The 23699-nt window shown below is 60.1% G+C and carries 16 protein-coding genes; 6 read left to right on the top strand and 10 right to left on the bottom strand.

The features are described from left to right. The first annotated feature begins 361 nt into the window (after positions 1 to 361). Positions 362 to 2815, top strand: coding sequence for a DUF3772 domain-containing protein (locus ACL2XN_RS14625; RefSeq protein WP_413728944.1), 2454 nt, complete (start codon positions 362 to 364; stop codon positions 2813 to 2815). Between the two features lie 72 nt (positions 2816 to 2887). Here ACL2XN_RS14625 and ACL2XN_RS14620 read toward each other — a convergent pair whose 3' ends face one another. Next, on the bottom strand, positions 2888 to 3430 hold the full coding sequence (locus tag ACL2XN_RS14620; RefSeq protein WP_410012318.1) for an N-acetyltransferase family protein: 543 nt from the start codon (positions 3428 to 3430) through the stop codon (positions 2888 to 2890). 123 nt (positions 3431 to 3553) lie between these two features. Beyond that, entirely contained in the window at positions 3554 to 4888 is a 1335-nt protein-coding gene (locus ACL2XN_RS14615; RefSeq protein WP_413727248.1) for an MFS transporter, read from the bottom strand. Between the two features lie 315 nt (positions 4889 to 5203). Here ACL2XN_RS14615 and ACL2XN_RS14610 point away from each other — a divergent pair, with 315 nt between their 5' ends. The 3 genes from ACL2XN_RS14610 to ACL2XN_RS14600 all read left to right on the top strand — a co-directional run bounded on the left by ACL2XN_RS14610 (position 5204) and on the right by ACL2XN_RS14600 (position 9195). After that, the gene (locus ACL2XN_RS14610; protein ID WP_413722012.1) at positions 5204 to 6856 is read left to right on the top strand and encodes a glucan biosynthesis protein D; all 1653 of its coding nucleotides are present in this window, start codon (positions 5204 to 5206) and stop codon (positions 6854 to 6856) included. 343 nt (positions 6857 to 7199) lie between these two features. Next, positions 7200 to 7982, top strand: coding sequence for an ABC transporter ATP-binding protein (locus ACL2XN_RS14605; protein WP_410012315.1), 783 nt, complete (start codon positions 7200 to 7202; stop codon positions 7980 to 7982). Positions 7983 to 8226: 244 nt separating this feature from the next. Then, complete coding sequence (locus ACL2XN_RS14600; RefSeq protein WP_413722013.1) at positions 8227 to 9195, top strand: MBL fold metallo-hydrolase; 969 nt, start codon at positions 8227 to 8229, stop codon at positions 9193 to 9195. 14 nt (positions 9196 to 9209) lie between these two features. Here ACL2XN_RS14600 and ACL2XN_RS14595 read toward each other — a convergent pair whose 3' ends face one another. The 4 genes from ACL2XN_RS14595 to agp all read right to left on the bottom strand — a co-directional run bounded on the left by ACL2XN_RS14595 (position 9210) and on the right by agp (position 13000). Continuing rightward, the gene (locus ACL2XN_RS14595) at positions 9210 to 10472 is read right to left on the bottom strand and encodes an MFS transporter (RefSeq protein WP_410012313.1); all 1263 of its coding nucleotides are present in this window, start codon (positions 10470 to 10472) and stop codon (positions 9210 to 9212) included. A 26-nt stretch (positions 10473 to 10498) separates the two neighbouring features. Next, positions 10499 to 10966: a MarR family winged helix-turn-helix transcriptional regulator gene (locus ACL2XN_RS14590; protein ID WP_410012312.1), complete on the bottom strand. Its 468-nt coding sequence runs from the start codon at positions 10964 to 10966 to the stop codon at positions 10499 to 10501. Positions 10967 to 11104: 138 nt separating this feature from the next. Continuing rightward, positions 11105 to 11602: a thiol-disulfide oxidoreductase DCC family protein gene (locus ACL2XN_RS14585; protein ID WP_413722015.1), complete on the bottom strand. Its 498-nt coding sequence runs from the start codon at positions 11600 to 11602 to the stop codon at positions 11105 to 11107. Positions 11603 to 11683: 81 nt separating this feature from the next. Next, the gene (gene agp, locus ACL2XN_RS14580; RefSeq protein ID WP_413722016.1) at positions 11684 to 13000 is read right to left on the bottom strand and encodes a bifunctional glucose-1-phosphatase/inositol phosphatase; all 1317 of its coding nucleotides are present in this window, start codon (positions 12998 to 13000) and stop codon (positions 11684 to 11686) included. A 379-nt stretch (positions 13001 to 13379) separates the two neighbouring features. Between agp and ACL2XN_RS14575 the strand changes: the two genes are divergently transcribed. Continuing rightward, entirely contained in the window at positions 13380 to 14429 is a 1050-nt protein-coding gene (locus ACL2XN_RS14575) for an aldo/keto reductase (protein ID WP_413728943.1), read from the top strand. Positions 14430 to 14714: 285 nt separating this feature from the next. Beyond that, positions 14715 to 18941 carry a hypothetical protein gene (locus ACL2XN_RS14570; RefSeq protein ID WP_413728942.1) on the top strand — a complete coding sequence of 1409 codons (4227 nt, stop codon included), beginning with the start codon at positions 14715 to 14717 and terminating at the stop codon, positions 18939 to 18941. A gap of 17 nt (positions 18942 to 18958) precedes the next feature. Here the strand turns inward: ACL2XN_RS14570 and ACL2XN_RS14565 are convergent, their stop codons facing one another. Genes ACL2XN_RS14565 through ACL2XN_RS14550 form a run of 4 tightly spaced genes read right to left on the bottom strand, consistent with a single transcriptional unit; the run spans position 18959 to position 23699 of the window. After that, entirely contained in the window at positions 18959 to 20464 is a 1506-nt protein-coding gene (locus tag ACL2XN_RS14565) for an efflux transporter outer membrane subunit (protein ID WP_413728941.1), read from the bottom strand. Between the two features lie 2 nt (positions 20465 to 20466). Further along, complete coding sequence (locus ACL2XN_RS14560) at positions 20467 to 21390, bottom strand: efflux RND transporter periplasmic adaptor subunit (RefSeq protein ID WP_410012305.1); 924 nt, start codon at positions 21388 to 21390, stop codon at positions 20467 to 20469. Positions 21391 to 21396: 6 nt separating this feature from the next. Further along, a complete protein-coding gene (locus ACL2XN_RS14555; RefSeq protein ID WP_410012304.1) occupies positions 21397 to 21606 on the bottom strand; it encodes a DUF1656 domain-containing protein in 210 nt (69 codons plus the stop codon). Then, entirely contained in the window at positions 21603 to 23699 is a 2097-nt protein-coding gene (locus ACL2XN_RS14550; protein ID WP_413727241.1) for an FUSC family protein, read from the bottom strand. Before ACL2XN_RS14550 ends, ACL2XN_RS14555 begins: the two co-directional genes overlap by 4 nt.

The raw sequence follows: 23699 nt of genomic DNA, 5'->3' as shown, positions 1-23699 counted from the left end.
TAGGCGGCCGATCCCTTCCTTCGCGCGCCTTGCCGTTAACGCATTCTTATCACCTGCCGGCGCCGGCGTGTTCAAGAGAAGTCTTAACGCGTTTATCCGTGATTTGCCCTACGATACCGTCGGCAACGCCCCCGTCACCGGCAGCCATCGTGCAAGTTTCCTCCGCTGACGGCAACACGCTTGATGGTATTCAGTGTAATATTAGTGGGCAAATAAAATGCCATACAATATTAAACCGTTATCGGCCTAGCGGCGGACGACGGCAGATAATAATCAGTACCGGCAGTTATCTGTGAGCGTCGCATGCACAACAACCGGCGTAGCGGCCACGGCATCGTTGATTTTCGGAATCATTTACTCTATGTATAACTTTTTCTTTCGGACATGTTTGCACCGTTGCGTCCTGATGGTGTTTATCATCGCGGCGGGTTTTTCCCCCATCGATGTTGTCTTTGCCGCCGATCCCGCACCGGCCGGCGCCGCCCCCGCCGCGCCGAAACTGGTGGCCAGCGTGGAATTGCCCAAACTGCAAAAGCAGTTGGACAGCATCAAGCAACGCGTCTCAGCCGCCACCAATGACAATCAGCTGAGCGCGCTGAACGATGAGACGCTGCAATTAGCCGCCGACGCCGACGCGCTGGTGGCCGCCATCCAGCCGGATCGGGCCCAGGTCCAGGCTCAGCTCGATATCCTGGGGCCGCCGCCCGCCGAGGGGGCGATGCCCGAGACCAGCGTGGTCGCCCAGCAACGCAATGCTCTGAATAAAAGCAAAACGCTTATCGACGGACAGCTCGAACATGCCAAGGCTATCAGTACCGGCGCCACCAATTTATCAGTGCAAATCGTCGATATCCGCCGCAATGCGCTGCGCACGCAGATGGCGCTGAACTCGGGCAGCATCCTGTCGGGTAGCTTCTGGTCGCCGTTGTTCAATACCGCGCCGGAAGACAAGCGGCGTCTGGACAATTTCGGAGAACAGTTAAAAGAGGCCTGGCTTGCGGCCTGGGAGCCCGAGTGGCGCTTTGGCTCGGCCGCGCTGCTGATCATGGCGCTGGCCGTCTGGGCGTTGGCCAGTCGGTTATTGGACAAGCTGACGGCGTGGTTCTGTATCAATATCCTGCCGGAAGGGCGCCTGCGGCGCAGTTTCCTGGCCTGCGCCACGGCGTTGGTGACCGTATTCAGCGTCGGGCTGGGGGCGCAGCTGATTTTGCTGCTGTTTCTCCGCCATCCCGATGTCTCGCAGCTGGTGACGGATTTTATCATCGAAATCTTTAAGCTCACCCTGTTTTCGGCGTTGATTGCCGGGCTCGGCCGCGGATTGCTCTCCATCAAGCGCCCCTCGTGGCGGCTGATGGCCATCGCCGATCCGGTGGCCATGGCGATGCGTTCGCTGCCGCCGATGCTGGCGTCGTTTATTCTGGTGTTCGGCGCGGTGGAGCAGATGAATAACCTGGTCGGCACCAGCGTCGCCACCACGATTTTCGGCAACGGCATTTCGGCGCTGCTGGTGGCGCTGACCGCAGGCTACGCGCCGCTGCGCACCAACCGTACCCGGCGCAAGCTTCTGGCCGAAGGCGGGGAGCCGGAAGCGCGCAGGACGCTGGCCGGGCTGATTCACTTGTGCATTACCGTCACCGCCATCGCCATCCTTGTTTCCCTGCTGATCGGCTATATCGCCCTGGCGCGGTTCCTGACATATGAGCTGGTGTGGGTGGGCATTATCCTGTCCTGCCTTTATCTGCTGATCCACCTGGTGGTGGATCTGTCCGATAGCCTGTTTTCCCCTGCCACCCTGGTCGGCCAGCGTATTAAACACTCCCTCGGCCTTGACGACCGCCACCTGGCCCAGGCCTCCACGCTGTTGTCGGCCATCGGTAAAACGGTGCTGATCCTGTTTGCCGCGGTGGCGTTGCTTAACGGCACCTTTGGTTCCACCACCCCGCTGGCGTTGCTGAACAAGGCCATCGATATGTGGGGCGGCAAGGGGCTGGAGAAGCTGAATATCGTCCCGGCGCATGTGATGAACGCGTTGATTTTCCTGGCCATCGGCATCTATGTGCTGCGCTCGGCCAGGCGATGGCTGGATAAGGATTTCCTGCCGCAGACCATGATGGAGCCCGGCATGCGCGCTTCGCTGGTGATCTTGTTCAGCAATATCGGGTATGTGCTGATCGCCCTGCTGACCCTGTCGACGCTGGGCATCCAGTGGAACAACCTGGCCTGGATCGTCAGCGCCCTGTCGGTGGGCATCGGTTTCGGTTTGCAGGAAATCGTGAAGAATTTTATTTCCGGCATTATCCTGCTGATTGAGCGCCCGGTAAAAGTGGGCGATTTGATCACCATCAGCGGCGTCGAGGGGGATATCCGGCGTATTAACGTGCGCGCCACCGAAATCCAGCTGGGCGACAGGTCTACCGTTATCGTGCCCAATTCACAGTTTATTTCCCAGAACGTGCGCAACGCCACCATGGGTAACGCCCAGGGGGTGGCGACCATCGCCCTGACGTTCCCGTTGGATATCGACCCGGAGCAGGTGCGTAATCTGTTGCTTGAGACCTACCGCGATCATGAGTCCATCCAGGATACGCCCGCGCCCTCGGTGACCTTCAGCCAGCTTGGCCCCAGCGGTATTACGCTAAGCGTAACCGGGTTCGTCAGCAGTCCGCGTATCGTGGCGGGCACTAAAAGCGATCTGTTATTTGAAATGCTTAAACGCATGCGCGCCGCCGGCATCGTGCTGTCTACGCCGCAGAAAATGATTTTCGAGAATTCGCCGCCGTCGGCGCCGGGCATACTGGACACCACGGCCCAGTAGCCCGTTAAAACCGCGGCGTCGGCAATGACGGGCCTGGCGCCCGGCGGCGGGGGATCCGTTATGGCATGGCCGCTATGCGGCCGGCCCGGGCAAGGTATCCTGTCCTTCACCCAGCGGCCGCTGCATCAGCAGCGTGTCGACCCAGCGGCCATGCTTAAACCCAACGGCGGCCAGGGTGCCGATAAGCCGGAATCCCAGTTTTTCGTGCAGACGAATGGAACCAATATTGCCGCTGTCGCCGATAACCGCCAGCATCTGGCGCCAGCCGCCCCGCTGCGCCCGCTCGATGGCCTCGGCCAGCAGGGCATAACCTATTCCCTGGCCGCCCATTTCCGGATGAATATAGACCGAGTCCTCCACGGTAAAACGGTAGGCATGGCGCGGACGATATAATCCCAGGTAACAGTAGCCGACCACCCGACCGTCGAGCCTTGCCGCCAGCCAGGGCAATCCCTTCGCCAACACGCCGGCGCGCCGCGCCGCCATGTCCGCCAGGCAGGGTGGTTCGGTCTCGAAAGAGGCGATGCCGTGCAGGACATGCCAGGCGTATATCGCCTGGATGGCGGTCATATCCGCGTCGGTGGCGTCGGTGATGCTTAAGGGGGTAATGGACACGTTATCGGCCTGTCAATCAAATACATCAGGCGTTCAGCATAATGCAGAAATTCCGCGCCGGGTAGCCGCTTTCTCTTATCGACGCCATAAGCAAAACAGGGTACCGCCGCATTTTGGCCCCGGCTAGTCATTTTGTCCCACGCCCGCCGGCATGGCCCGTGCACGTCGGAACACCGCGCCGTAGCGACGCATCCTCGGCAACAACAGCGCCGCGATAAGGCCCAGCAGCGCTGCCAGCGACAGCCAGGCCCCCGGCATGGCCTTATCGCCGCTGGCATGGATGAGATAGCTGGAAACCGCCGGCGTAAAACCGCCGAAAATGGCCGTCGCCAGGCTGTAGGCCATGGAGAAACCGGTGGCGCGCACGTCGGCCGGCATGACTTCGGCAAGCGTGACCACCATGGCGGCGTTATAGCTGGCGTAGAGAAAAGACAGCCACAACTGGGCCATCATCAGCCGGCCGAACGCCGGGGCGACCACCAGCCAGTGCAGCACTGGATAAGCGGTCAGCAACATCAGGGCGCTACAGGCCAGCAACAGCGGCCGCCGGCCGATTTTATCCGACATGGCGCCCATGACCGGCAGCCAGAACAAATTGGAAACGCCGACGCACATCGTGACGATAAAACTTTGCTGCTCGCTGAAATGCAGCACGCTTTTGCCATAGGTGGGCGTAAAGGCGGTGATCATATAAAACGCCACGGTGGTGGTGGTCACCATAAACATGCCCACCAGCACCAGCCGCCAGTTTTCCGCCATTGAGCGCATGATATCGGCGGTATGGGGATGGTGGGGGCGCTGTTTGAATGCATTGGTTTCCTCCAGCATGCGCCGGATCCAGAACAGCACCGGCACAATCAGGCAACCGATAAAAAACGGTACCCGCCAGCCCCAGGCCGCCATGACGGCCTCGCCAAACAGATGATGCAGCGCCACGCCGAGCAGGGCGGCAAAGATAACCGCCACCTGCTGGCTGGCGGATTGCCAACTGACATAAAAGCCCTTCTTGCCCGGCGGGGCGATCTCGGCCAGGTAAACCGATACGCCGCCCAGCTCCACGCCGGCGGAAAACCCTTGCAGCAGGCGTCCCAGCAGCACCAGCGCCGGCGCCGCCACGCCCAGGGTGGCGTAGCCGGGCACGCAGGCGATGGTCAGGGTGCCGAACGCCATCAGCGCCAGGGTAAGCAACAGCCCCTTGCGGCGGCCGTGGCGGTCGATATAGGCCCCAAGCACCAGGGCGCCCAGCGGGCGCATCAGGAACCCGGCGCCGAAGGTCATCAGGGTCATCATTAACGAGGCGAACGGATTATTATTCGGGAAAAACGCCGCGGCGATGGCGCTGGCGTAATAGCCGAAGACCATAAAATCGTACATTTCCAGGAAGTTGCCGCTGGTGACGCGAAAGACGGTCATGATGCCGGCCTGGTGAATCCCGGCGTGGGAGTCAGGTGAAGACATAATTAATAACCTATGCAATCAAAAACATTTTATTAACATTGCCGACGGGGTTTAAAAAGTGATCCAAGTCTCATTTATCTTCATGGCTACGTTAACCCCAAAGCAGAGAGATATTTTTGCCCAACCCGCGCATCCGCGACGTATTTCCCGTAAACTCATTGGCGCTGTAATTTTTTTCCGTGGAATTTTTTATCCCGCCCGCTGTCGAAAAAGTCGAACCCGGGAGGAGCCGAGTGCCCGAAGCCCGCCGCGACGCCTGTCGGCGCACGGCTCCGCGCGGTCACTATACTGCCAGTCATAGGAACCTTTTCCGGCATGGAACGAAGATCATTTATCAAAGCTTCATTGGCCCTGGCCGCCTATTGCGGCGTGCCCGCCATGGCATCATTATTCGTGCGCTCGGCGCAGGCCGCCGACACCGTCGCCGACGGCAGCGCAACCGCGTTTGATTTTTCCACGCTGAAGACCATGGCCGCCAATCTGGCGGGGCAGGCCTTTGGCGGTCCTCCGGCAGAACTGCCGAAGACCCTGGCCGAACTGACTCCCCAGGCTTATAACGATATCCAGTACGATGCCAACCATTCGCTATGGCATGACGTCCCCGGCCGTCAGCTGGATGTGCATCTGTTTCATGTCGGCATGGGATTCAAGCGCCGGGTGCGGATGTATTCCGTTGATCCGCAGGCCCATCTTGCCAAGGAGATCCATTTTCGGCCCGAGCTGTTTAACTACCATAACGCCGGGGTGGACACCGCTCAGCTCCAGGGGCGCGATAACCTGGGTTTTGCCGGTTTTAAAGTCAATAAGGCGCCGGAGCTGACCCGACGCGACGTGGTTTCCTTCCTTGGCGCCAGCTATTTCCGCGCGGTGGACGATACCTATCAGTACGGCCTGTCGGCGCGCGGGCTGGCCATCGACACCTTTACCGATCAACGGGAAGAATTTCCTGATTTTGTCGCTTTCTGGTTCGATAAACCGCAGCCCGCCGATACCACCTTTACGTTGTACGCGCTGCTCGACAGCCCCAGCGCCACCGGCGCCTATCGTTTTGTCATCCATTGCGAGGCCGAACGGGTGGTAATGGATATCGAGAAACATATCCATGCCCGCACGGCCATCAAGCAGCTCGGCGTGACGCCGATAACCAGTATGTTCAGCTGCGGCACCAACGAACGGCGCACCTGCGATACCATCCATCCGCAAATCCACGATTCCGATCGCCTGGCGATGTGGCGCGGCAACGGCGAATGGATCTGCCGCCCGCTGAATAATCCCCAGCGACTGCAGTTTAACGAGTACCTTGATGAAAATCCCAAGGGGTTCGGCCTGCTGCAGCTCGATCATGATTTTGACAATTACCAGGATGTGATCGGTTGGTATAATAAGCGGCCCAGCCTGTGGGTAGAGCCGGTGGGCGACTGGGGCAAAGGGTCGGTCAACCTGCTGGAGATCCCGACCACCGGCGAAACCCTGGACAATATCGTCTGCTTTTGGCAACCCGCCGAGCCTATCCAGGCCGGGCAAGAGCTCAGCTTCAGCTATCGTCTGTACTGGAGCGGCGAACCGCCGGTCAGCAGTCCCCTGGCGCGGGTTAAGGCCACCCGTACCGGCATGGGCGGATTCCCTGAAGGCTGGGCGCCGGGCGAGCACTATCCCGCCACCTGGGCGCGCCGCTTCGCCATCGATTTTGTCGGCGGCGACATCAAGGCCGCAGCGTCCCAGGGGATAGAACCGGTGATTACCCCCACGCGCGGCAAGATCGATAATATCGAAATCCTGTTTGTCGAACCGATGGACGGGTATCGTATCCTGTTCGACTGGACGCCGGACAGCGATTCGATTGACCCGGTGGAGCTGCGCATGTTCCTGCGCACGCGCGGCAATGTGCTGAGCGAAACCTGGCTGTACCAGTATTTTCCGCCGCCTCCCGATAAGCGTAAGTATGTCGACGACCGCCAGATGAGCTGACGGAACCGCGTTGCTTGCACCGGCAGCGCATAGGGCGGAGCGGGCAGCTCCGCCCTTTTTCAACGTCCGGGCCATGATGCGCGGCCGATCAGCGGCATTTGGGCCACGCTGAGCCGCAATGCGTTATGACCGGGCCTCACCGTAGTGCATTCCTCCCCTCTCTTGCACCAAAAGCGGAAGTATGGCCGCCGCGTACGTTTGCCATCCTGGAAAAAATCCACGAATAACATGATTAATCATACGGTTACCATGAGTGTTTTTTGTGCTCATTATTGGCCCTGTAATTGCTTGCTCTTGTCTATACAAGTCCCACCTTCGCGTTATTTTCTGATGGAGCCGCCGTATGCCTTCCCCCATAACCCTGTCGATGATCGGCATTCGCAAATCCTTTGGCGACCAGGAAGTATTAAAAGGCATATCGCTGGATGCGCGCCAGGGCGAGGTGATTTCCCTATTGGGCGCCAGCGGCTCCGGCAAAAGCACTTTTCTGCGCTGCATCAATTTGCTGGAAACGCCGGATGAAGGCACCGTGGCCATTGGCGGCGAGACCATCGTCATGAAGCGACACCGGCGCGGGCATCAACAGCCCGCCGATCGGCGCCAGATTGATAAGATCCGCGCCCGGCTCGGCATGGTGTTCCAGAATTTTAATCTTTGGCCCCATATGACCGCGCTGCAAAATGTGATCGAAGGTCCACAGCATGTGCTGAAACGAACGCGCAAGCTCTGTATCGAACGGGGCGAACAGCTGCTGGCGAAAGTGGGGTTATATGATCGCCGCAATTATTATCCGTCCCAGATGTCCGGCGGCCAGCAGCAGCGGGTCGCCATTGCGCGCGCGCTGGCCATGGATCCGGAAGTGATGTTGTTCGATGAGCCGACTTCCGCGCTCGATCCAGAACTTGTGGGCGAGGTGCTCAAGGTCATGCGGGCGCTGGCGGAGGAGGGCCGCACCATGCTGGTGGTCACTCATGAAATGGGTTTCGCCCGCGGCGTTTCCAATCGAGTGGTGTTTATGCATCAGGGCGCTATCGAGGCGCAGGGCACGCCGGAGGAATTATTTAATCACCACCCGTCCGAACGTTTCCGGCAGTTTATCTCCAGTCATCAACAGCGGGCGCAGTAGCGAAGGCAACACGCGCATGGCGCTTTACCGGGGCGGCCTTCCGGCTATAGTTGCCCGTACACCCGGCAGGCGCGCCGTTGGGCAGCATGGCAAGCCGGTATTCCCTAGGGATGTCGGCCCACGCTAAGCCACGCCGGCATAGGGATAGGGCATTGATTAGTCATGATATTGATGTAAAAGTGAGCGATTGCAGGTAAGGTAGGAAGGCTTCTCACTACCTGAACCCATCGCCGGAGGACTTATCATGATGATTAAAGCCGTTACCCGCGCCGCTATCCTGCTCTGCGCCGCGGCAATGATGCCGTTTGCGTGGGCTGCCGCCACGCCGCAGATCAAAAGCCAGGCCCCGGGCTACTATCGGATTATGGTCGGCAATGCGGAAGTCACCGCCCTGTATGACGGCAGCTCCACCTTTCCCCTGACCCTGTTTAAAAACGCCACGCCTGAAGAATTGCAACGTTATGTCGCGCAAGTGGACGGCGACGCGCCCAAGGTGGTTAACGGATCGGTTAACAGCTTTCTGATCAATACCGGCGAACACCTGATCCTGATCGACAGCGGCGGCGGCAAACTGCTGGGCCCGGGTTTCGGTCAGGTAATGGCCAATCTGAAGGCATCTGGATACGCACCGGAGCAAGTGGACACTATTTTATTAACCCATATGCATGGCGATCATATCGGCGGGCTGGTGACCGCCGACGGCAGGCCGGCCTATCCGAACGCCACCGTCTGGGCGGCTAAGCCGGAGGTGGACTACTGGCTGTCGGCAAGCCGGGCCGCCAAGGCGCCGCAGGCGCAGCAGGCGGGTTTCCAGCGCGCGCGGGATATCCTGACGCCGCTGAAAGACGCAGGCAAACTGAAAACCTTTACCGCCGGCAAAGACCTGCTCCCCGGCCTGCAGCCCATTGCCTTGCCCGGCCATACGCCGGGACACAGCGGTTTTGTCCTGGAACAAAGCGGGCAGCGTATTTTTTTCTGGGGCGACATCGTGCACTACTCCGCCCTGCAGTTCGCCCATCCGCAGCTGGCGGTGGGGTTTGACGCCGACGGCGCCCAGGCGGTGAAAACCCGTGCCGGCCTGTTAAAACTGATGGCGCATCAGAGAACACTGATTGCCGGCGCCCATATCACCTTTCCCGGCATCGGTTATGTCAGCGAAAACGGGCAACAGGGATACCGTTGGACGCCGGTGGGTTATGGCGAGGTACGCTAAACGCGTTGGCCGGGTTAACGCGGCGCGGCCAGGGGATCGTCGTCGAGGATAAAGCGCAGGCGCCGCTGTTCGACACGCACGCGCAGGTGACGATATTTAACCAAGTAGTACATGCCGACCAGCGCGGCGGCCAGTCCCGCGGCGGCGCCGATGCCCATTGCCCAGCGCGGGCCGAACCTGTCGGCCACCCAGCCCACCGCCGGGGCGCCGATGGGGGTGCCGCCCAGGGCGATGGCCAGGAAAATGGCCATAACGCGCCCGCGCATGGCGGGTTCGGTGGTCAGTTGCATCAGGCTGATTGCCGAGGTGGTTAACGTTTGCGCCGTCACGCCGATAAACACCAGCATGACGCTGAACAGCAGATAATTGGGCATAACGGCGGCAAGCGCCAGGCCGAGACCAAAGATGAGGGTATGGGTGAACAGCAGTGAGATGCCGGTGGTGGCGCGCCGGGCGGCGAGTAGCGCGCCGATAACCGAGCCAAATGCCATCGTCGAGGTTAACAATCCGTACTGGCTGGCGCCGGTATGAAATACGCTGACCGACATGGTGGCGATAAAAATAGGGAAATTCAGCCCGAAGGTACCCATTAAAAAGATCATCAGCAGGATGGTCTTGAGTTCCGGCCGGGCCCAGACATAACGAAATCCCCCGGCGAAGCTTCCCGGCGCGCGCATCGTCCGGTCGCGCGCATACAGTTCACCGTGACGCAGGGCATGCAGCGAGCCCAGCACGGCGATAAAGGAGGCGGCATTGATAAGAAACAGCCAGCCCGATCCCACCACGGCAATCAGTATCCCGGCAAGGGCCGGGCCGACCATGCGCGCCGTGTTGAACGAGGTGGAGTTCAACGCTACCGCATTCGGCAGGTCGGCTTGCGCCACCAGCTCGGCGACAAATGTCTGGCGCGCCGGCGCGTCGAACGCCGTGGCGCAGCCCAGTAAGAACGCAAATACATAGACGTGCCATAACTGCACCAACCCGGTCACCGTCAGGAGACCCAGTGCCAGAGCCAAGATGCCCATGGACGCCTGGGTGGCGATCAGGAGTTTTCGCCGGTCGACATAATCGGCGGCGAATCCCGTCAGGGGCAGCAGCAGGATCTGCGGGCCAAACTGCAGCGCCATCACCACCCCGACGGCGGTGGCGTTATTATGGGTAAGTTGCGTCAGCACCAGCCAGTCCTGTGCGGTGCGCTGCATCCAGGTACCGATATTGGACACCAGCGCGCCGCCGGCCCATATCCGGTAATTGACATTGCGTAATGAACGGAACATCCCCGTGGCCGTACCGCCTGGGCCGGTCATGGGCGCGGGTCGTCGACAAGGCGTTGAAGCAATGCTACCGCGTTGGCCAGTTCCCGCTGTTCCTGCGGCGAGAATTTGGACCGCACGGCCTGGAACAACCAGTCCTCCCGGGCCGCCCGATTGTCGGCAACCCACTGCCGGCAGGCGTCGGTCAATGAGAGCAAGGTCTGCCGTCCGTCGGCCGGGTCCGCCGTGGCGCCGACCAGTCCGGCCGTTTGCAGGGCGGCCACGGTGGCGCCCATGGATTGCGGGCGCATGCCCTCGCACCGGGCAAGGCCGGTGACGGTCATGGGGCCCTCGCGCTCCAGGCGGATAATAACGGCAGTTTGCGCCGGCGTCAGTCCGCCCGGCCGCGTTTCCTCGCGCAGCCGGCGTTTCAGCTGGCCGATCAGGACACGAAAATCCCTGACCAGGGTCAAGGTACGCGCGGCATCGGCATCGTTGGGTAGCAATTGGGTTTTCATAACGGAATGAATAGCAGATATACAGGTAAACTACAAAGGTATCCTTCATAAATAGTGCGCGCGGATGTTAATGCCGGTAACCTGTTATGACATTACGGCGCCCGGGTTCAGCCATGGCAACGGGTAAAGCGCAACACCTCAGCCCCTGCCGTGATCCAGGTAGCGACGACCCTGGCCGTCATCGGGGGGCGGGGTGCCGGCGGGCAGCTTGCCGAACCAGCGATAGCGATTGCGGGCGACGGCGTTATAGATGCCGTCTTTGATCACCTGCGGGAAAAAACGCAGGATCAGCAGTGCGCGCCATGGCCAGCCAAGCTGGGCCAGGGCGGCGAAAAAGGCCGTCGAGCGGGTCGATACCTCGCCGTTGGCGATATAGGCGATGGTGCTGAAATTATCGGTGGGCAAACCGGCCCAGCGCAGAAGATCCTGGCCGGCTGGCGATTGCACCGTGGCCAGATGGATTTTTTTGCGCCGGTCGGCGCGGATCAGAAAACGCACCAGCCGCTGGCATAACACGCATTCGCCGTCAAACAGGATCACCCGCTCGCCGGCCAGCAAATGCGGCGGGGGCGTGAGGCGTTGATTGCGGATAACATAGAGCAGCGGCGCGGTTGATTTGCGTCTGGCGTTTTCCATGATGCTTACCCCCTTAAAACCGATCCCGGCGCCGCGCCACCGGGCGGCGCGGGGTGACTGCCTCCCGCCGCGCCTGCGGCGTCAGCCCTGTAAATCCTTGAGTACCGCCTGTTTGAACTGCGCCATCGGGCAGAACCCGCGGGCATCCACCGGACATCCCGCAATATGTAGAGTGACACGTTGCGGCGGCGCGGAAAGCGACAGCGCACGCGTATTGCGAATTTGCCTGGCGGTGGGATACACATATTCGATTTTCATCAGATCACGATTGTGTCGAGCGTCGTGCCAGCGCTGAAATACCACGGCGCCGCTGATGGGGGTGCGTTCAAACTGGCCCGGCAGTTGATAATCGCCGGTGCGCAGCGCCGCCAGGAGCGAGGCGATATTGGAATCATGACCTGCCAGCACCGTCAGCTTCGCCCGCTGAGCGGCCTGTTGATTGGCATCCGCCGCCGGCTGGACATCCAAGGCGCCGGCGATAAAGCCCAGCAGGGGCTTGGCCGCATTGGCGGCGATGGCCGGCGAGCCGAACAGCGTTTCGTGGTACAGGTTTTTAATTGTCTCCAACTGCCGCCATTGCTTATCGGTGGTCACTTTGCCCCAGGCGACATCCTTAAGCGGAAAGCCTTCATAATATTGCAGCATAAACGCATCGGTGGCGCCGGTGGCGGTGCGCAGCGGGCCGTTGATGCCCGGTTCCCTGCCGGTGGTCAGCGTCACCGACGACGGTTGTGCGGCAAGATCACAGGTATGGTCCCGCAGGCAGACCGTGCTTTGCCGATAATCCAATACGGTTTCCAGCAGGCGGTAGTTCGGCTGCAGCCGCTGGTTCAGGCCGTCGATGCCGCCGTCCCCCGCGTGCCGGTTAACCGATTCCAGCGCGTTTTGCTTAAAGCTATCGGTCACCTCGGCGGTGATGATCGGATTAAACGTCGGATCCATGGTGCCGACGGCGGCCTGATGGGTAACGTCAATGCCGCAGGTGGGAAAGGCGCCGGCGATAAATGCTTTTGCGGTATCAATGGTGCGCGGCAGGCTGTTGGCATAGATAAACACCTGCTGGTCCGCGGGGCAACCCTCCCTGGGAAGCAGGCCGGTTTGCGCCAGCCATTGCCGGAAATAGCGGCCGACATGTTGTTCCACTTCGCCGCCCTTGGGGGTGAGCAGTCCGCCGTCGGTTTGCCATACCGGCCATTTTTGCGGCGTCGCTTCCGCCAGCGCGTCGCCATAATTCACCAGCGGCGCGCGGATACCGTGGCGGCTGAGCGCCACCACTTGCTCCAGGGTATAACCCGCGGGGATCCGGGCGTTGTTTTCGGCTGCCCGCAGGGGGGCGGAAGACATGGCACATTGCAGCGCCAGCAGGCCAAGGGCATAACCGGGGAGTGTTCTTTTCATTGATATTTTCCTAAAAAATCCGATGCCAATTATATGCTGGTAAATATATTCTATTGAATATAAAGTATTTTCAGAATAGTCATTAATAAGGAAAATAGAGGGATCGACGTCACACTGCCGGCACCGCCCCTGACGAAAACACAAAAAGTTACTTAAACCGCCATGCTTACCGGCGTGATCCGGTATAAATTAATCTGGTCTATACTCAGGATCGGCAAAGCGTAGGCGCGCTACCACCGGCCCCGCGTTCTGTTATCCATCCCCTCTCAGTTCCCTCCCTGCCGTGCCTGCCGCTGATGCGCGTCGCATTTGTTTAATTTAAACACGGATGTCCATGTTGCGGCGGGCCACGGCGGGGAGATTTTTTTTCGGAGGAATTATGCGTTACAGCACATTCGGCAATACCGGTTTATTTGTTTCCGAGCTCTGCCTGGGCACCATGACCTTTGGCGGCGAGGGCGGCATGTGGGGACAGATCGGCAACCTGCAGCAGGCGGACGCCGAACGGCTTATCGGCCGCTCCCTGGACGCCGGCATCAATTTTATCGATACCGCCAACGTCTATTCGGAAGGCCGGTCGGAAACCATTACCGGCCAGGCCCTGAAAAACCTGAAGGTGGCGCGGGAAGACGTGGTGGTGGCCACCAAGGTCTTCGGCGCCAGCGGCACCCAGGGCGTGAATTCCTCGGGACTGTCGCGCTTTCATATTATGGAGGGCGTGAAGGCCAGCCTGAAGCGCCTGCAGCTTGATCATATCGATCTCTACCAGGTGCACGGCTTCGACCCTGCCACGCCAATCGAGGAAACGCTGTATGCCCTGGATAATCTGGTGCAGCACGGGCATGTGCGTTATATCGGCGTCTCCAACTGGAGCGCGTGGCAGATCATGAAGGCGCTGGGCATCTCCGCGCGCCTGGGATTGGCGAGGTTTGAATCGCTGCAGGCCTACTACACTATCGCCGGCCGGGACCTGGAACGGGAACTGGTGCCGTTGCTGCAAAGCGAGAAGGTCGGCCTGCTGACCTGGAGCCCCTTGGCCGGCGGCTTGCTAAGCGGCAAATACGACCGCCATACCGCCGGGGTGGAAGGCAGCCGCCGCACCACCTTTGATTTTCCGCCGGTTGATAAGGAACGCGCGTATGACTGTATTGACGTCATGCGCGAAATCGGCGATGCCAAAGGGGTGTCGGTGGCGCAGATCGCCCTGGCCTGGCTGCTGCATCAGCCGGTGGTGACCAGCGTTATCATCGGGGCGAAAAAAATCGAGCAGTTGGAAGACAATATCGCCGCCACCGCCATCACCCTGTCGCCGGATGAACTGGCCCGGCTGGATAAGATCAGCGCCCTGCCGGCGGAATATCCCGGCTGGATGCTGGAGCGCCAGGGCGAGAATCGTCGCAAGCGCCTAAACGAGGCGAATAAAGCCTAGCGCCTCCCGCCTGGTGCAATATTTGCAGGCATCGGCGCGCGGCATATATCAATGCGCCGCGCCGATGCCAGTAAAAGGCGAATGACGGCGTGAAGCGTCTTAGTGAGGTATTTTATTAATTACTTATCTTCACACTACTTTCATTAAAACAAATATAATATTTTTATTTATGGGCTCTGATAATGAAATCACGTCATTTACAGTGTCCCGCTAGGTAATATTGAGGTTCCCCCCTGTTATAATCAATATCCCAAGGTTCTTTAATGTCCGCTGCCGGAGTTAATTATGCCGCAATGTCCCCTTGCCAGCAGAAATTGCATTGGTATTTATCATAATAAAACCGCCATTACCGTTGCGGATCAAAAATATCAGCGTCAAATCATTCGCTATTTATCCGAGCACCCCGGCGACCCGCTTAAACGCGCGCGCGCGGATCTGCTGCTGCAAAGTTTGCTATTTATAACGAATATCACGGCTCATACGTCGACCCGCATTTTGCCGCCGGTGGCGCATAAAAAGAACACACATTCGCCGGTATCGCCGGCTGCCCCGCTCGCCGCTGAACGCCAGACGGGGAACGCCGGCGATCGCCGCCATTATTGGCACGCCAGCCTTATTCTCGCCCGAACCGATGCGAAAGCGGGTGAGGGGGGCATATTGCCCGCCATGGTCAACCCGGCGTGGATAAAATCCGGCGACGCCGAAATGGGGCGCGGTGACGTAATCGCCGGCCGCTCCACGCTCGCGCGGCGCCAGCGTCGGCATACGGCATTAAAAACCAGGCATGATCATGGCATAAACTTGCGCGGCCCGTCCGGCGTGGATGATCCGGCGGCCAATAAAGTGAAAGCCCAAACCCGCCGGATTACGGCGTGGCTGATAAAAGAACGTCTCGCCGCCGTTGACGATGTCGCCAATCATATTTACCCCTTGATCAACCGATGTATTGATTCTTTACAGGATAATCCCGGCATATTACCCAGCCTGGCCAGGGAACTGAGCAAGCCGTCGGGTGATTTTGGATCATATCGCGCGGAGCTATTATCTGAAAAACAGCAGCAGCGTATTTTCAGCCAGTGGCTGGATGCGGTGGTCTTTAAACCCGGCATCGGCGAGTTTATTGCCCGCGCCCTGGTGTGCGACAGGTCCGGCGACGATGAAAATCCCCCCTCGCGCACGGCCATAAGGCACCTATTTTCCGCCATCGAAGCTGAGCTGGCGGCCCCCGCCACGGCGCAAGAGGACGCGGCTTCCCCGGACGCGGGCCAGGCGTTAAGCCAATCCGCCCAGCGCTATATCCTGGACAATGTGGTCTTTGCCGACATGCCGACCTTGCGGTTTTATAACGAAACCGCGCCTTTTGCCGGCATGGATGTTGGCAGCGTGGAATGGGTCTATTTGCATGCCGGGCTGCGTTATGCCGACAGCCTGGCGCTGGACGGTTCTCTCCTGTCGAAAGAAGAATTGCTCCAGCTAGGGTATTCGCTGGAAGAGATGCTAAGCGCCGCGGTGATTGATGCCGAAGTGTTGTTTTTATTTGACGCGCCGGCCAGGATTTTTTATAGCCGGCAACAAAGGTTGCCGGCGACAGAGCGGCAGGTGGAAAATATCTTCCATGGGACGAATGCCTCCTCTGTTGCCCTCGAGGCGTTCTTTGCCGCCGGCGAAAAATATAAAAACGACCATAATCCGGCGGAAATTTTACTCTCGGCGCTGGGGAAATACCAAACCCGTACCGCATTGTCGCCGGATCTGGCGCAGGCTACGGCGCTGTTCCAGAGTCAAAATGAGGATATTGCCGCTAAATACGCCGTGGTGGACGCATTAATGCTGTCGCGGTTGCTGGAGGATCGGGCGTCGGTGGCGTCTGAATTTATCGCCGGCGCAGCGGTGAGGTTAATATCGGCAAAATTCAGCGCCTTTAAAAGCCTGAAGCATCTCATGGGCGCAAGGCATATTCCCCGACACGCTTATTCCATCGCGCTATTGCCCGAGGTAGACCTGCTGGCCGCGTCCGTGGGGAGCGAAATACGGATTTTTGCCCTGCGACCCTCGCAGGCGGGTTATAGCCTTGAGCGCGTGGATAAGATAACGGCACATTATTATGCGCTGATGACGGACCCCACGACGGCGAGAAAAGATCCGGACTATCAGTTGGAAATTTATGAGAAGGCCGTCAATGCGCCGCTGATGAAAAGTGCCGGCGATACGCTGGGGCCGTTGATCGAAAATTTGGTCATGCGGCATAAGCAGCGGCTGTTGGACCAACTGCATCAATTCGGTTTTGAAGAAACGTCATGGGAAAAAACACAAAAGTTCCTGCTGTCACTGGTTCCGTTTCATGATTGCTTAACGGGACTCGAGGAAGGGCGCAGGGAGGCGATCATCCCCTGCCTGACGGACGCGTTTTCCCTGGTTCCCCTGGCTGGGCAGGGCGTGGCGCTATCGGCCCGATTTGCACAACGCGGCGCCATGGGCGGCATAGTTGCCCTGCGCGCCAGCCTCGGCGCCCTGGTTGTGCGCGCGTCATTCAGGGAAACGCTGCGCCGGGCCGGAACGGATGTCGTCCACTTCGCCGTGCTGCCGGCGTCGCGCGAGCTGAACCGCCAGGCCATGATTTCGCTTGGCCTGACGGCCATCAGGGCCATGGATCCCGGCGTTGAACTGGCGGGCTTCGCCGGCGCCCGGACGTTTAAACAGCTGGTCTCCATCGCCGAATTCATGAACGGCCGACTACCGGTATGGCAAAAAATACGCCTGGGGCTTGAACAGCGTCTACCGCCGGTAATGGCGCCGCCCGCTACACCGGTAATAATGGCTCGGCTGGCGGGGCTGGACAAGGAACTGCCGGTGGTAAAACTCGGGGGCGATAAGCTGGCGGGCCAGGACGTTTATGTCCGTTTTAATCCCGAGACCGGCGAAGCCTTCGGCAAAAAATACCAGTTGGCCCTTGGCAATATATTGCAGGCGATACCTTTGCCCATGGCCAAACGGTTGCGAAACATTCTGGAGCAGGGTATGGGCGGGCGGGGCGCGCCGGGGGCGGGGAAAGCATTCGCCGCCGCATCTTCCGGCCAGCCCTATGCCTGGGTCACGGCCCAACACCTGGCGGCATGGGTGGAAAACGCCATCGGTCCATTACCGACCACTACCCTGGCCCTTATCGCGCGGTGGCGCATTTCTGTGCGCCAATGGCGGGGCTATGTAAGCCCGGACGGGGTATTAACGGCCCGGGGGCGCGAGATGCTGCAAAACGCCGCGCCGGTGACATGGCGTCGCATTCTTGACCTGCCGCCTGCTATGCAACAGCGTATCCTGGGTCCTTCCTACCCGGGGACATTAAGCCATACCGGCCTTGCTTCTCCTGCAGCGGATAACGCTCATCGCGTCCTGGCGCTTTTTCCCCGGCAATCCGATTTGCTCCTGGCAAAAGAACATGCCCATTTCAATGACATATGGCATCGATGGGCAGCCGGCGGGAGCAGCCACGAACAGCGCGGCAATGCGGTGGTAACATTGCAGTTCTGCCTGCGAGATAACCTGAAGGAACTTGATTTAAGGGGGTTGGGCCTGAGGTCTTTACCCACGGCATTACCGCCACAGGTGGTGAAACTGAAGCTTAGCCACAATGAGCTGCGACACTTTCAAGGCGTTCCGCTGCCCAATTTAACGCACCTGGATATCAGCCATAATCGTTTTAGCCTGTTACCCCGGGTGCAGGCGGATAAGCTGGAAACCCTTATCGTCCATCACAACCAGTTACAAAAACTTCCCGCCACGCAGGCGCCGAACTTGTCCGAACTTGACGTCAGCTATAACGAGATTAATATGGTCAACCTGATTAGCCATGGGAAATTGATGTCGTTAAAACTTAATAATAATGAATTAACCACGTTACCCGACATTAGCCAGCTGAAATTAAAAAGTCTTTACCTGGACCATAATTTTCTGACCGAGTTGCCCCGGTTACCGGAGACGTTAACTATTTTCAGCGCCGCGAATAATATTTTAGCGCAGGGAATGGCGGTATTACCGCACAAATTAACCAATCTGGATCTTAGCTTTAATTTAATCAACAAAATACCCCAGCAATGGCAGTTCAGCCAGTTGTTGCATCTGAAACTCAATAACAACCAGATAAGTGATATACAGCGGCTATTGCCGCCAACGCTGATTACCTTGTCGGCAAACCACAACTTTATCATGGAACTGCCGCCAACCTGGCCACCTAAAATAAGGTTTATAGGGCTACAGCATAATGATATCACCACGTTGGCAAACACCCACTTCCCGCCCGGGCTGCGGCTGATCAACCTGAACCAAAACCATATCCAGTCCCTGTCTGAAAACTTGCCCGCCGGCATAAAAAAGATTTTCATCGCCGACAATAAATTGAAAGCCATTATGACCAACGTGCCGCGTGACCTGGAGCTTATCGACGTTAGCAAGAATATGATTAAGCAGCGCCCCGCGCATTTGCCCGTCGAGGTGGAATTTATCAATACCCCTTAGCGGCAGGGCGTGCGCCTCTATTTTATCGCGCCCTGCGCTGTTTCCCAGCCCCCGCCCAGCGCCCGGAACAGCATCACCTGATCGTCGGCCAGTTGCGCCTGCGACTGCGCCAGGGCGGCGTCGCTGTCGGCCAGGCTGCGTTCCGCGTCCAGTACATCCAGATAGCCTATTTTGCCGCTGGCGTACAGCCGGCGGGTTTTTTCCGCCACGTCACGGGTTTCTTTACCCGCAGCGCGCAGCGCCTGGTAGCGGTCCAGTTCCCGGGCGTAGTTATTCAGGGCGGTCTCCACTTCCCGCAGCGCGGTCAGGACGGAACCGTCAAAGCGGGCCAGACTGGCTTTTGTGGCCGCCTGGGACTGGGCGATGCGCGCCTGCGCCACGCCATTATTGGGGATCGTCCAGGAAATCAGCGGTCCAAGGCTCCAGCCATAGGTATCTTTTTCGCCGATGCCGTTCATCAAGCCGGCGGAGCTGCCCGCCAGGCCCAGGGTGATTTTGGGATAGAGATCGGCCATCGCCACGCCGACCCGGGCGGTGGCGGCGGCCAACTGACGCTCGTTCTGGCGGATATCCGGACGGCGGCGCAGGAGCGCGGCGCCGTCCCCCATCGGGATAAGCCGGCTGAGGCGGGGCGGCGTCACGCAGTCGGCGACATCATGCGGAAAATCCTGCGGCAGCGCCCCGGTAAGGGTGGCCAGACGGTAGAGCGCGTTCTGGCGCTGGGCCAGCAGTGGCGGCAGGGTAGCCGTGAGCTGTTGCAACTGCGCGCGGGCGCGTACGGTATCCAGTTCACCGGTGCGGCCCGCCTGTAGCAGCCGGCCGGTTAACGCCACCGATTGACGCTGCAGGTCGATAGAACGCCGGGCGGTTTGCAGCCGCAGGCCGGTGGCGCAGATCTCGGCATAGGCGCGGGCGGTGTTCGCCGCCACGTTGATTCTGACCAGATCAAGGGCCGCCCGGGCCGCCTCGCTGTCGGCGTTGGCGGCCTCGATGGCGCGCTGGATCTGGCCGAACAAATCCAGCTGATAGGACAAGTTCAGGCCGCTGTCGTAGTGCCAGGCGTTATCCGGCACATAACCCGGCTGCAATTCGGACAGCCCGGACGGATGGCCGTAATAAGGCCTGGCGTTAACGCCGAGCGTGGGATTTTGCGCGCTGCCGGCTTCCCTGAGCAAGGCCTGCTCCCGCTCAAGATTGGCCATGGCGACACGCAGATCGGTATTACGCGCCAGCGCCTGGGCCACCAGGCGGTCAAGCCTGGCATCCCGGTAAAGCTGCCACCAGCGGTCCGGCAGCGGTTGGGCGCTGGCCGGCGCGGCTCCGGCCTGCGCCGGGGCGTTCGTTTTTTCATCCACCAGCGGCAGGCTGCCGGCGCGGGTGACCAGCGTTGATGCGGGAGCCCGGTAGTCCGGCCCGACCGGTTGTAACGAGCAGGCGTTCAGGCCGGCCAGGGCCAGCACTATGGCGCAGGCCGGCCCGAACGGAAATTTTTGATATCCGGCAATCATGGCTTGCATCGGCATGGCTAGCGTCCTTGCGCGACGGGATGGAGGTTAATGATGCCGCTGGACGACCCCGCCACCTCCACGGTAACCGTCTCGCCGGCTACCAGCCGCTGATCCGGCGCTAAAGCGCCGATTTTCACCCGTACGGGGATACGCTGCGCCAGCCTTACCCAGTTAAAGGTCGGGTTCACGCTGGGCAGCAGGTTATCGCCGGTCAGCCGATCGCGTTCGGCAATGCCGGCGGCGATGCTTTCCACCGTACCCTTGAACGGCCCATTGCCGCCCATGGGGATAACCCGGACCGGATCGCCAAGGTGAATGCGCGGCAGCTTGGTTTCCTCAAAATAACCCTCGACGTAAAACGATCCGGTATCCACCAGCGCCATCACCGGTTTGCCGGTGGTGGCATAGCTGCCCTGGCGCAGATCAAGATTGGTCACCATGCCGTCGACCGGCGAACGCACCTGGGCCCGCTGCAGGTTCAGCCGGGCGCTGTCCAGCGCGACCTCGGCCTGGGCCAGGGCGTTTTGCGCCTGGTCGAGCTGGGTGCGGGTGCGTTCCCGTTCCTCCTGCGGGATCAGCGTGCCCAACTGAGCATTGCGCTTGTCCTCGCGCTGGGCCTGGGCGATGGCGATGCGCTGGGAGTTAAGGCCGACTTCCGCCTGCCGCACCGCCAGTTCATAGCGGCTGCGATCCACCACGAATAACAATGCGCCGGCCGCCACGCGCTGGTTATCATGCACCGCCACCTCGGTCACCAGGCCGGAAACATCCGGCGCGATGGGCACCACGTTGGCGCGCACCCGGCCGTCCCGGGTCCAGGGGGCCAGTTCATAATGATCCCATAGCTGCAATACCGCCCAAATGGCCGCCAGCGTCACCAGCAGGGTAATCAATACGCGGATCGCTTGCCGCGAACGTAAGGCAAAAGTGTCGGATTTCATCGTAGGTTATCGCTGCAAAAGATACGTGACATGGGTAATCCCATAAAGTAAAAGGAAATAAACGGCGATATCGAACAAGGCCGGATGCCAGACCCAGCGATAAAAACCGCCCATCGCCAGCAGGCGCCGTACCGCCCAGAATAGCCCCAGCGCGGCCAGTGCCAGCACCATCAGCCAGGGGAAAAAGAGACCATAAAAACTGGCTTCGCCAATCATGGCGCCTCCTCCTTAACGTTCAGGGCGACGGGGGCGTCGGGGAACAGGTTATTGCGCAGCCCCACCAGGGCGGAAATGGCGCTGCGCCACTGCGGGGTGGGTTCCGGCATGTCGAGCATCGTGCCCAGCGCCTGGTCGACGGCGCGATGCAACGACACGGCGGGCAGGTTTTCCGCCGAGCGGAACAACTGGGACAACTGGGCGAGCAGCGCGCCGAAGTCCACCGCCGGAAAATGCCGCCGCGCCTGCTGCAGCGCGATGATATTCACCCCCAGGCGCAGATCGCGCAGGGTTTCCCTGGCGACGCTATGGTGCCGGTTGGTTTCGCCCTGGGCGATGCGCGTCACCAGCAGGCCGATGCGATCGATCATCCTGACGGCAAAAATTTGCAGCTGCTGCGCTTTTACGCCCCTGGCCATCGCCACCAGGTCGCGGCGTATTGCCCGGCGGATACGGCGCGCGCTCCAGTCGGCGCCGACCGAGCGAAATAACCGGGTTACCCGCGCCGCCACGAAGGTTCCCAATAACTGGGCGGTGGTGCTGTTGATAAAGCTGGTGACGTCCGCATGGGCGGTATCATGCAGCGACAGGGTGCCCGCCACGCCGAACAGCAGCGGCAGCGCCACCATAAGCAGGGCCGGGCGGGCGCTGTAGCAGCCCAGCACCAGGAACAGCGGCGCGCATATCAGTACCAGCATGCCGAAGTCATGTACCGCGGGCAGCAGCACCAGAATATAAATCGCCGATATGGGAGCCGACAGGAAGGTGTATTTAAGGAAATTATTGATGGCGGGCACCGGATCGTCCATGACGGCGAAAAAGCTGCAAAACACCGCCGCCATCATGGCCGCGGTGGCGCCGTCGGCCCAGCCGATTTGGATCCAAAACACGCAACACAGGCCGATGGCGATAAAGGCCGCCAGCGACGAAAGCAGCGCCATGCCAAGATCCCGATGCAGCACCCGGTTGCCGACGGCGGCCAGGCGGCGCCTGGGCATGACGCCGAGCCGCATGGCGGTGGCGATATCCTGGCGCAGCACTATGCACTCCTGCCATTTCATCACCAGTTCTTCCAGATAGCTGACCAGCGAAATGCGCAACGCCCGCGACCACGGGCTGTGATTACCGCCGGATTCCAGCCGTGTTGCCGATTCCCTCAGCGCCAGGCGCTGGTCGTGATACTCCGCCGGGGTGAGCCGGACCTCGACGCCGGCCATTAGCGGTTCGTTGGCCGCCAGCCAGGCGCTGATTTGACGTTGCACCGCCAGCACATCGGGGCTCCAGCCGCCTTCCGCCCGATACAGCGCCTGCAGGCGATCCTCCACCCCGGAGAGCGTGGGGATCAGTTCCGCCACCCGGTCCTGCATGGTACGCATAGCGCCCGCCGTCCAGGCCAGATTGCCGGTATCAAACGGGATATGGGTGGCCAGCAGCCGCAGTTGGGTAATATCCACCGACAGGCGCAGGCGCGCCGCGGAAGTGGCGCCGTCCTCCCCTGCGGTAGGAGGAAGCGGCGCCGGGGCGGAAAAAATATCCTTCAGCCAGCGCCGGGTATCGGTTAAGGTTTTGTCCAGCAGGCCCATGACGCTGCCCGTCAAGCCTGCCGGCAGCACCACGCTGTGTACCAGGGTGGCGCATAAAATCCCCAGGCAGATTTCCTCCACCCGGGTGATGGCGGTATTAAAGATCAAATCCGGGGTCTGTACCGATGGAAAACCGATCAGCGCCGCCGTGTAGCCGGCCAGCATAAAGGCGTAGGAGCGCGGGGTTCTGTCGAGCAGGGAAATAAACAGGCAGACGCTGACCCACAGCGCCATGGCCAGCACCAGCAGCACCGGCGCGTTGGACAGGGCGGGAATGATAAATACCGTGGCGGTGCTGCCGATAAACGTGCCGCACAGGCGGTAGACCGCCTTCGATCGCACCATGCCGGCCAGCGGCTGGCTGACCACATAGACCGTCATCATCGACCAGAAGGTATTGGGCAGCCCGGCGCGGCTGGACAAATAGAGTGCCATCATCGCCGCCGTAAAGCTTTTCAGCGAATAAATCATTTCCGCGCGGGAAAACAGCCTCAAGGCAGGCAACGTCAT

It is taken from the genome of Sodalis sp. RH22, from assembly GCF_047324165.1.
Classification (GTDB): Bacteria; Pseudomonadota; Gammaproteobacteria; order Enterobacterales; family Enterobacteriaceae; genus Acerihabitans.
The sequence above is the reverse complement of the archived record's forward strand: the minus strand, read 5'-3'. Positions and strand labels throughout refer to the sequence as shown.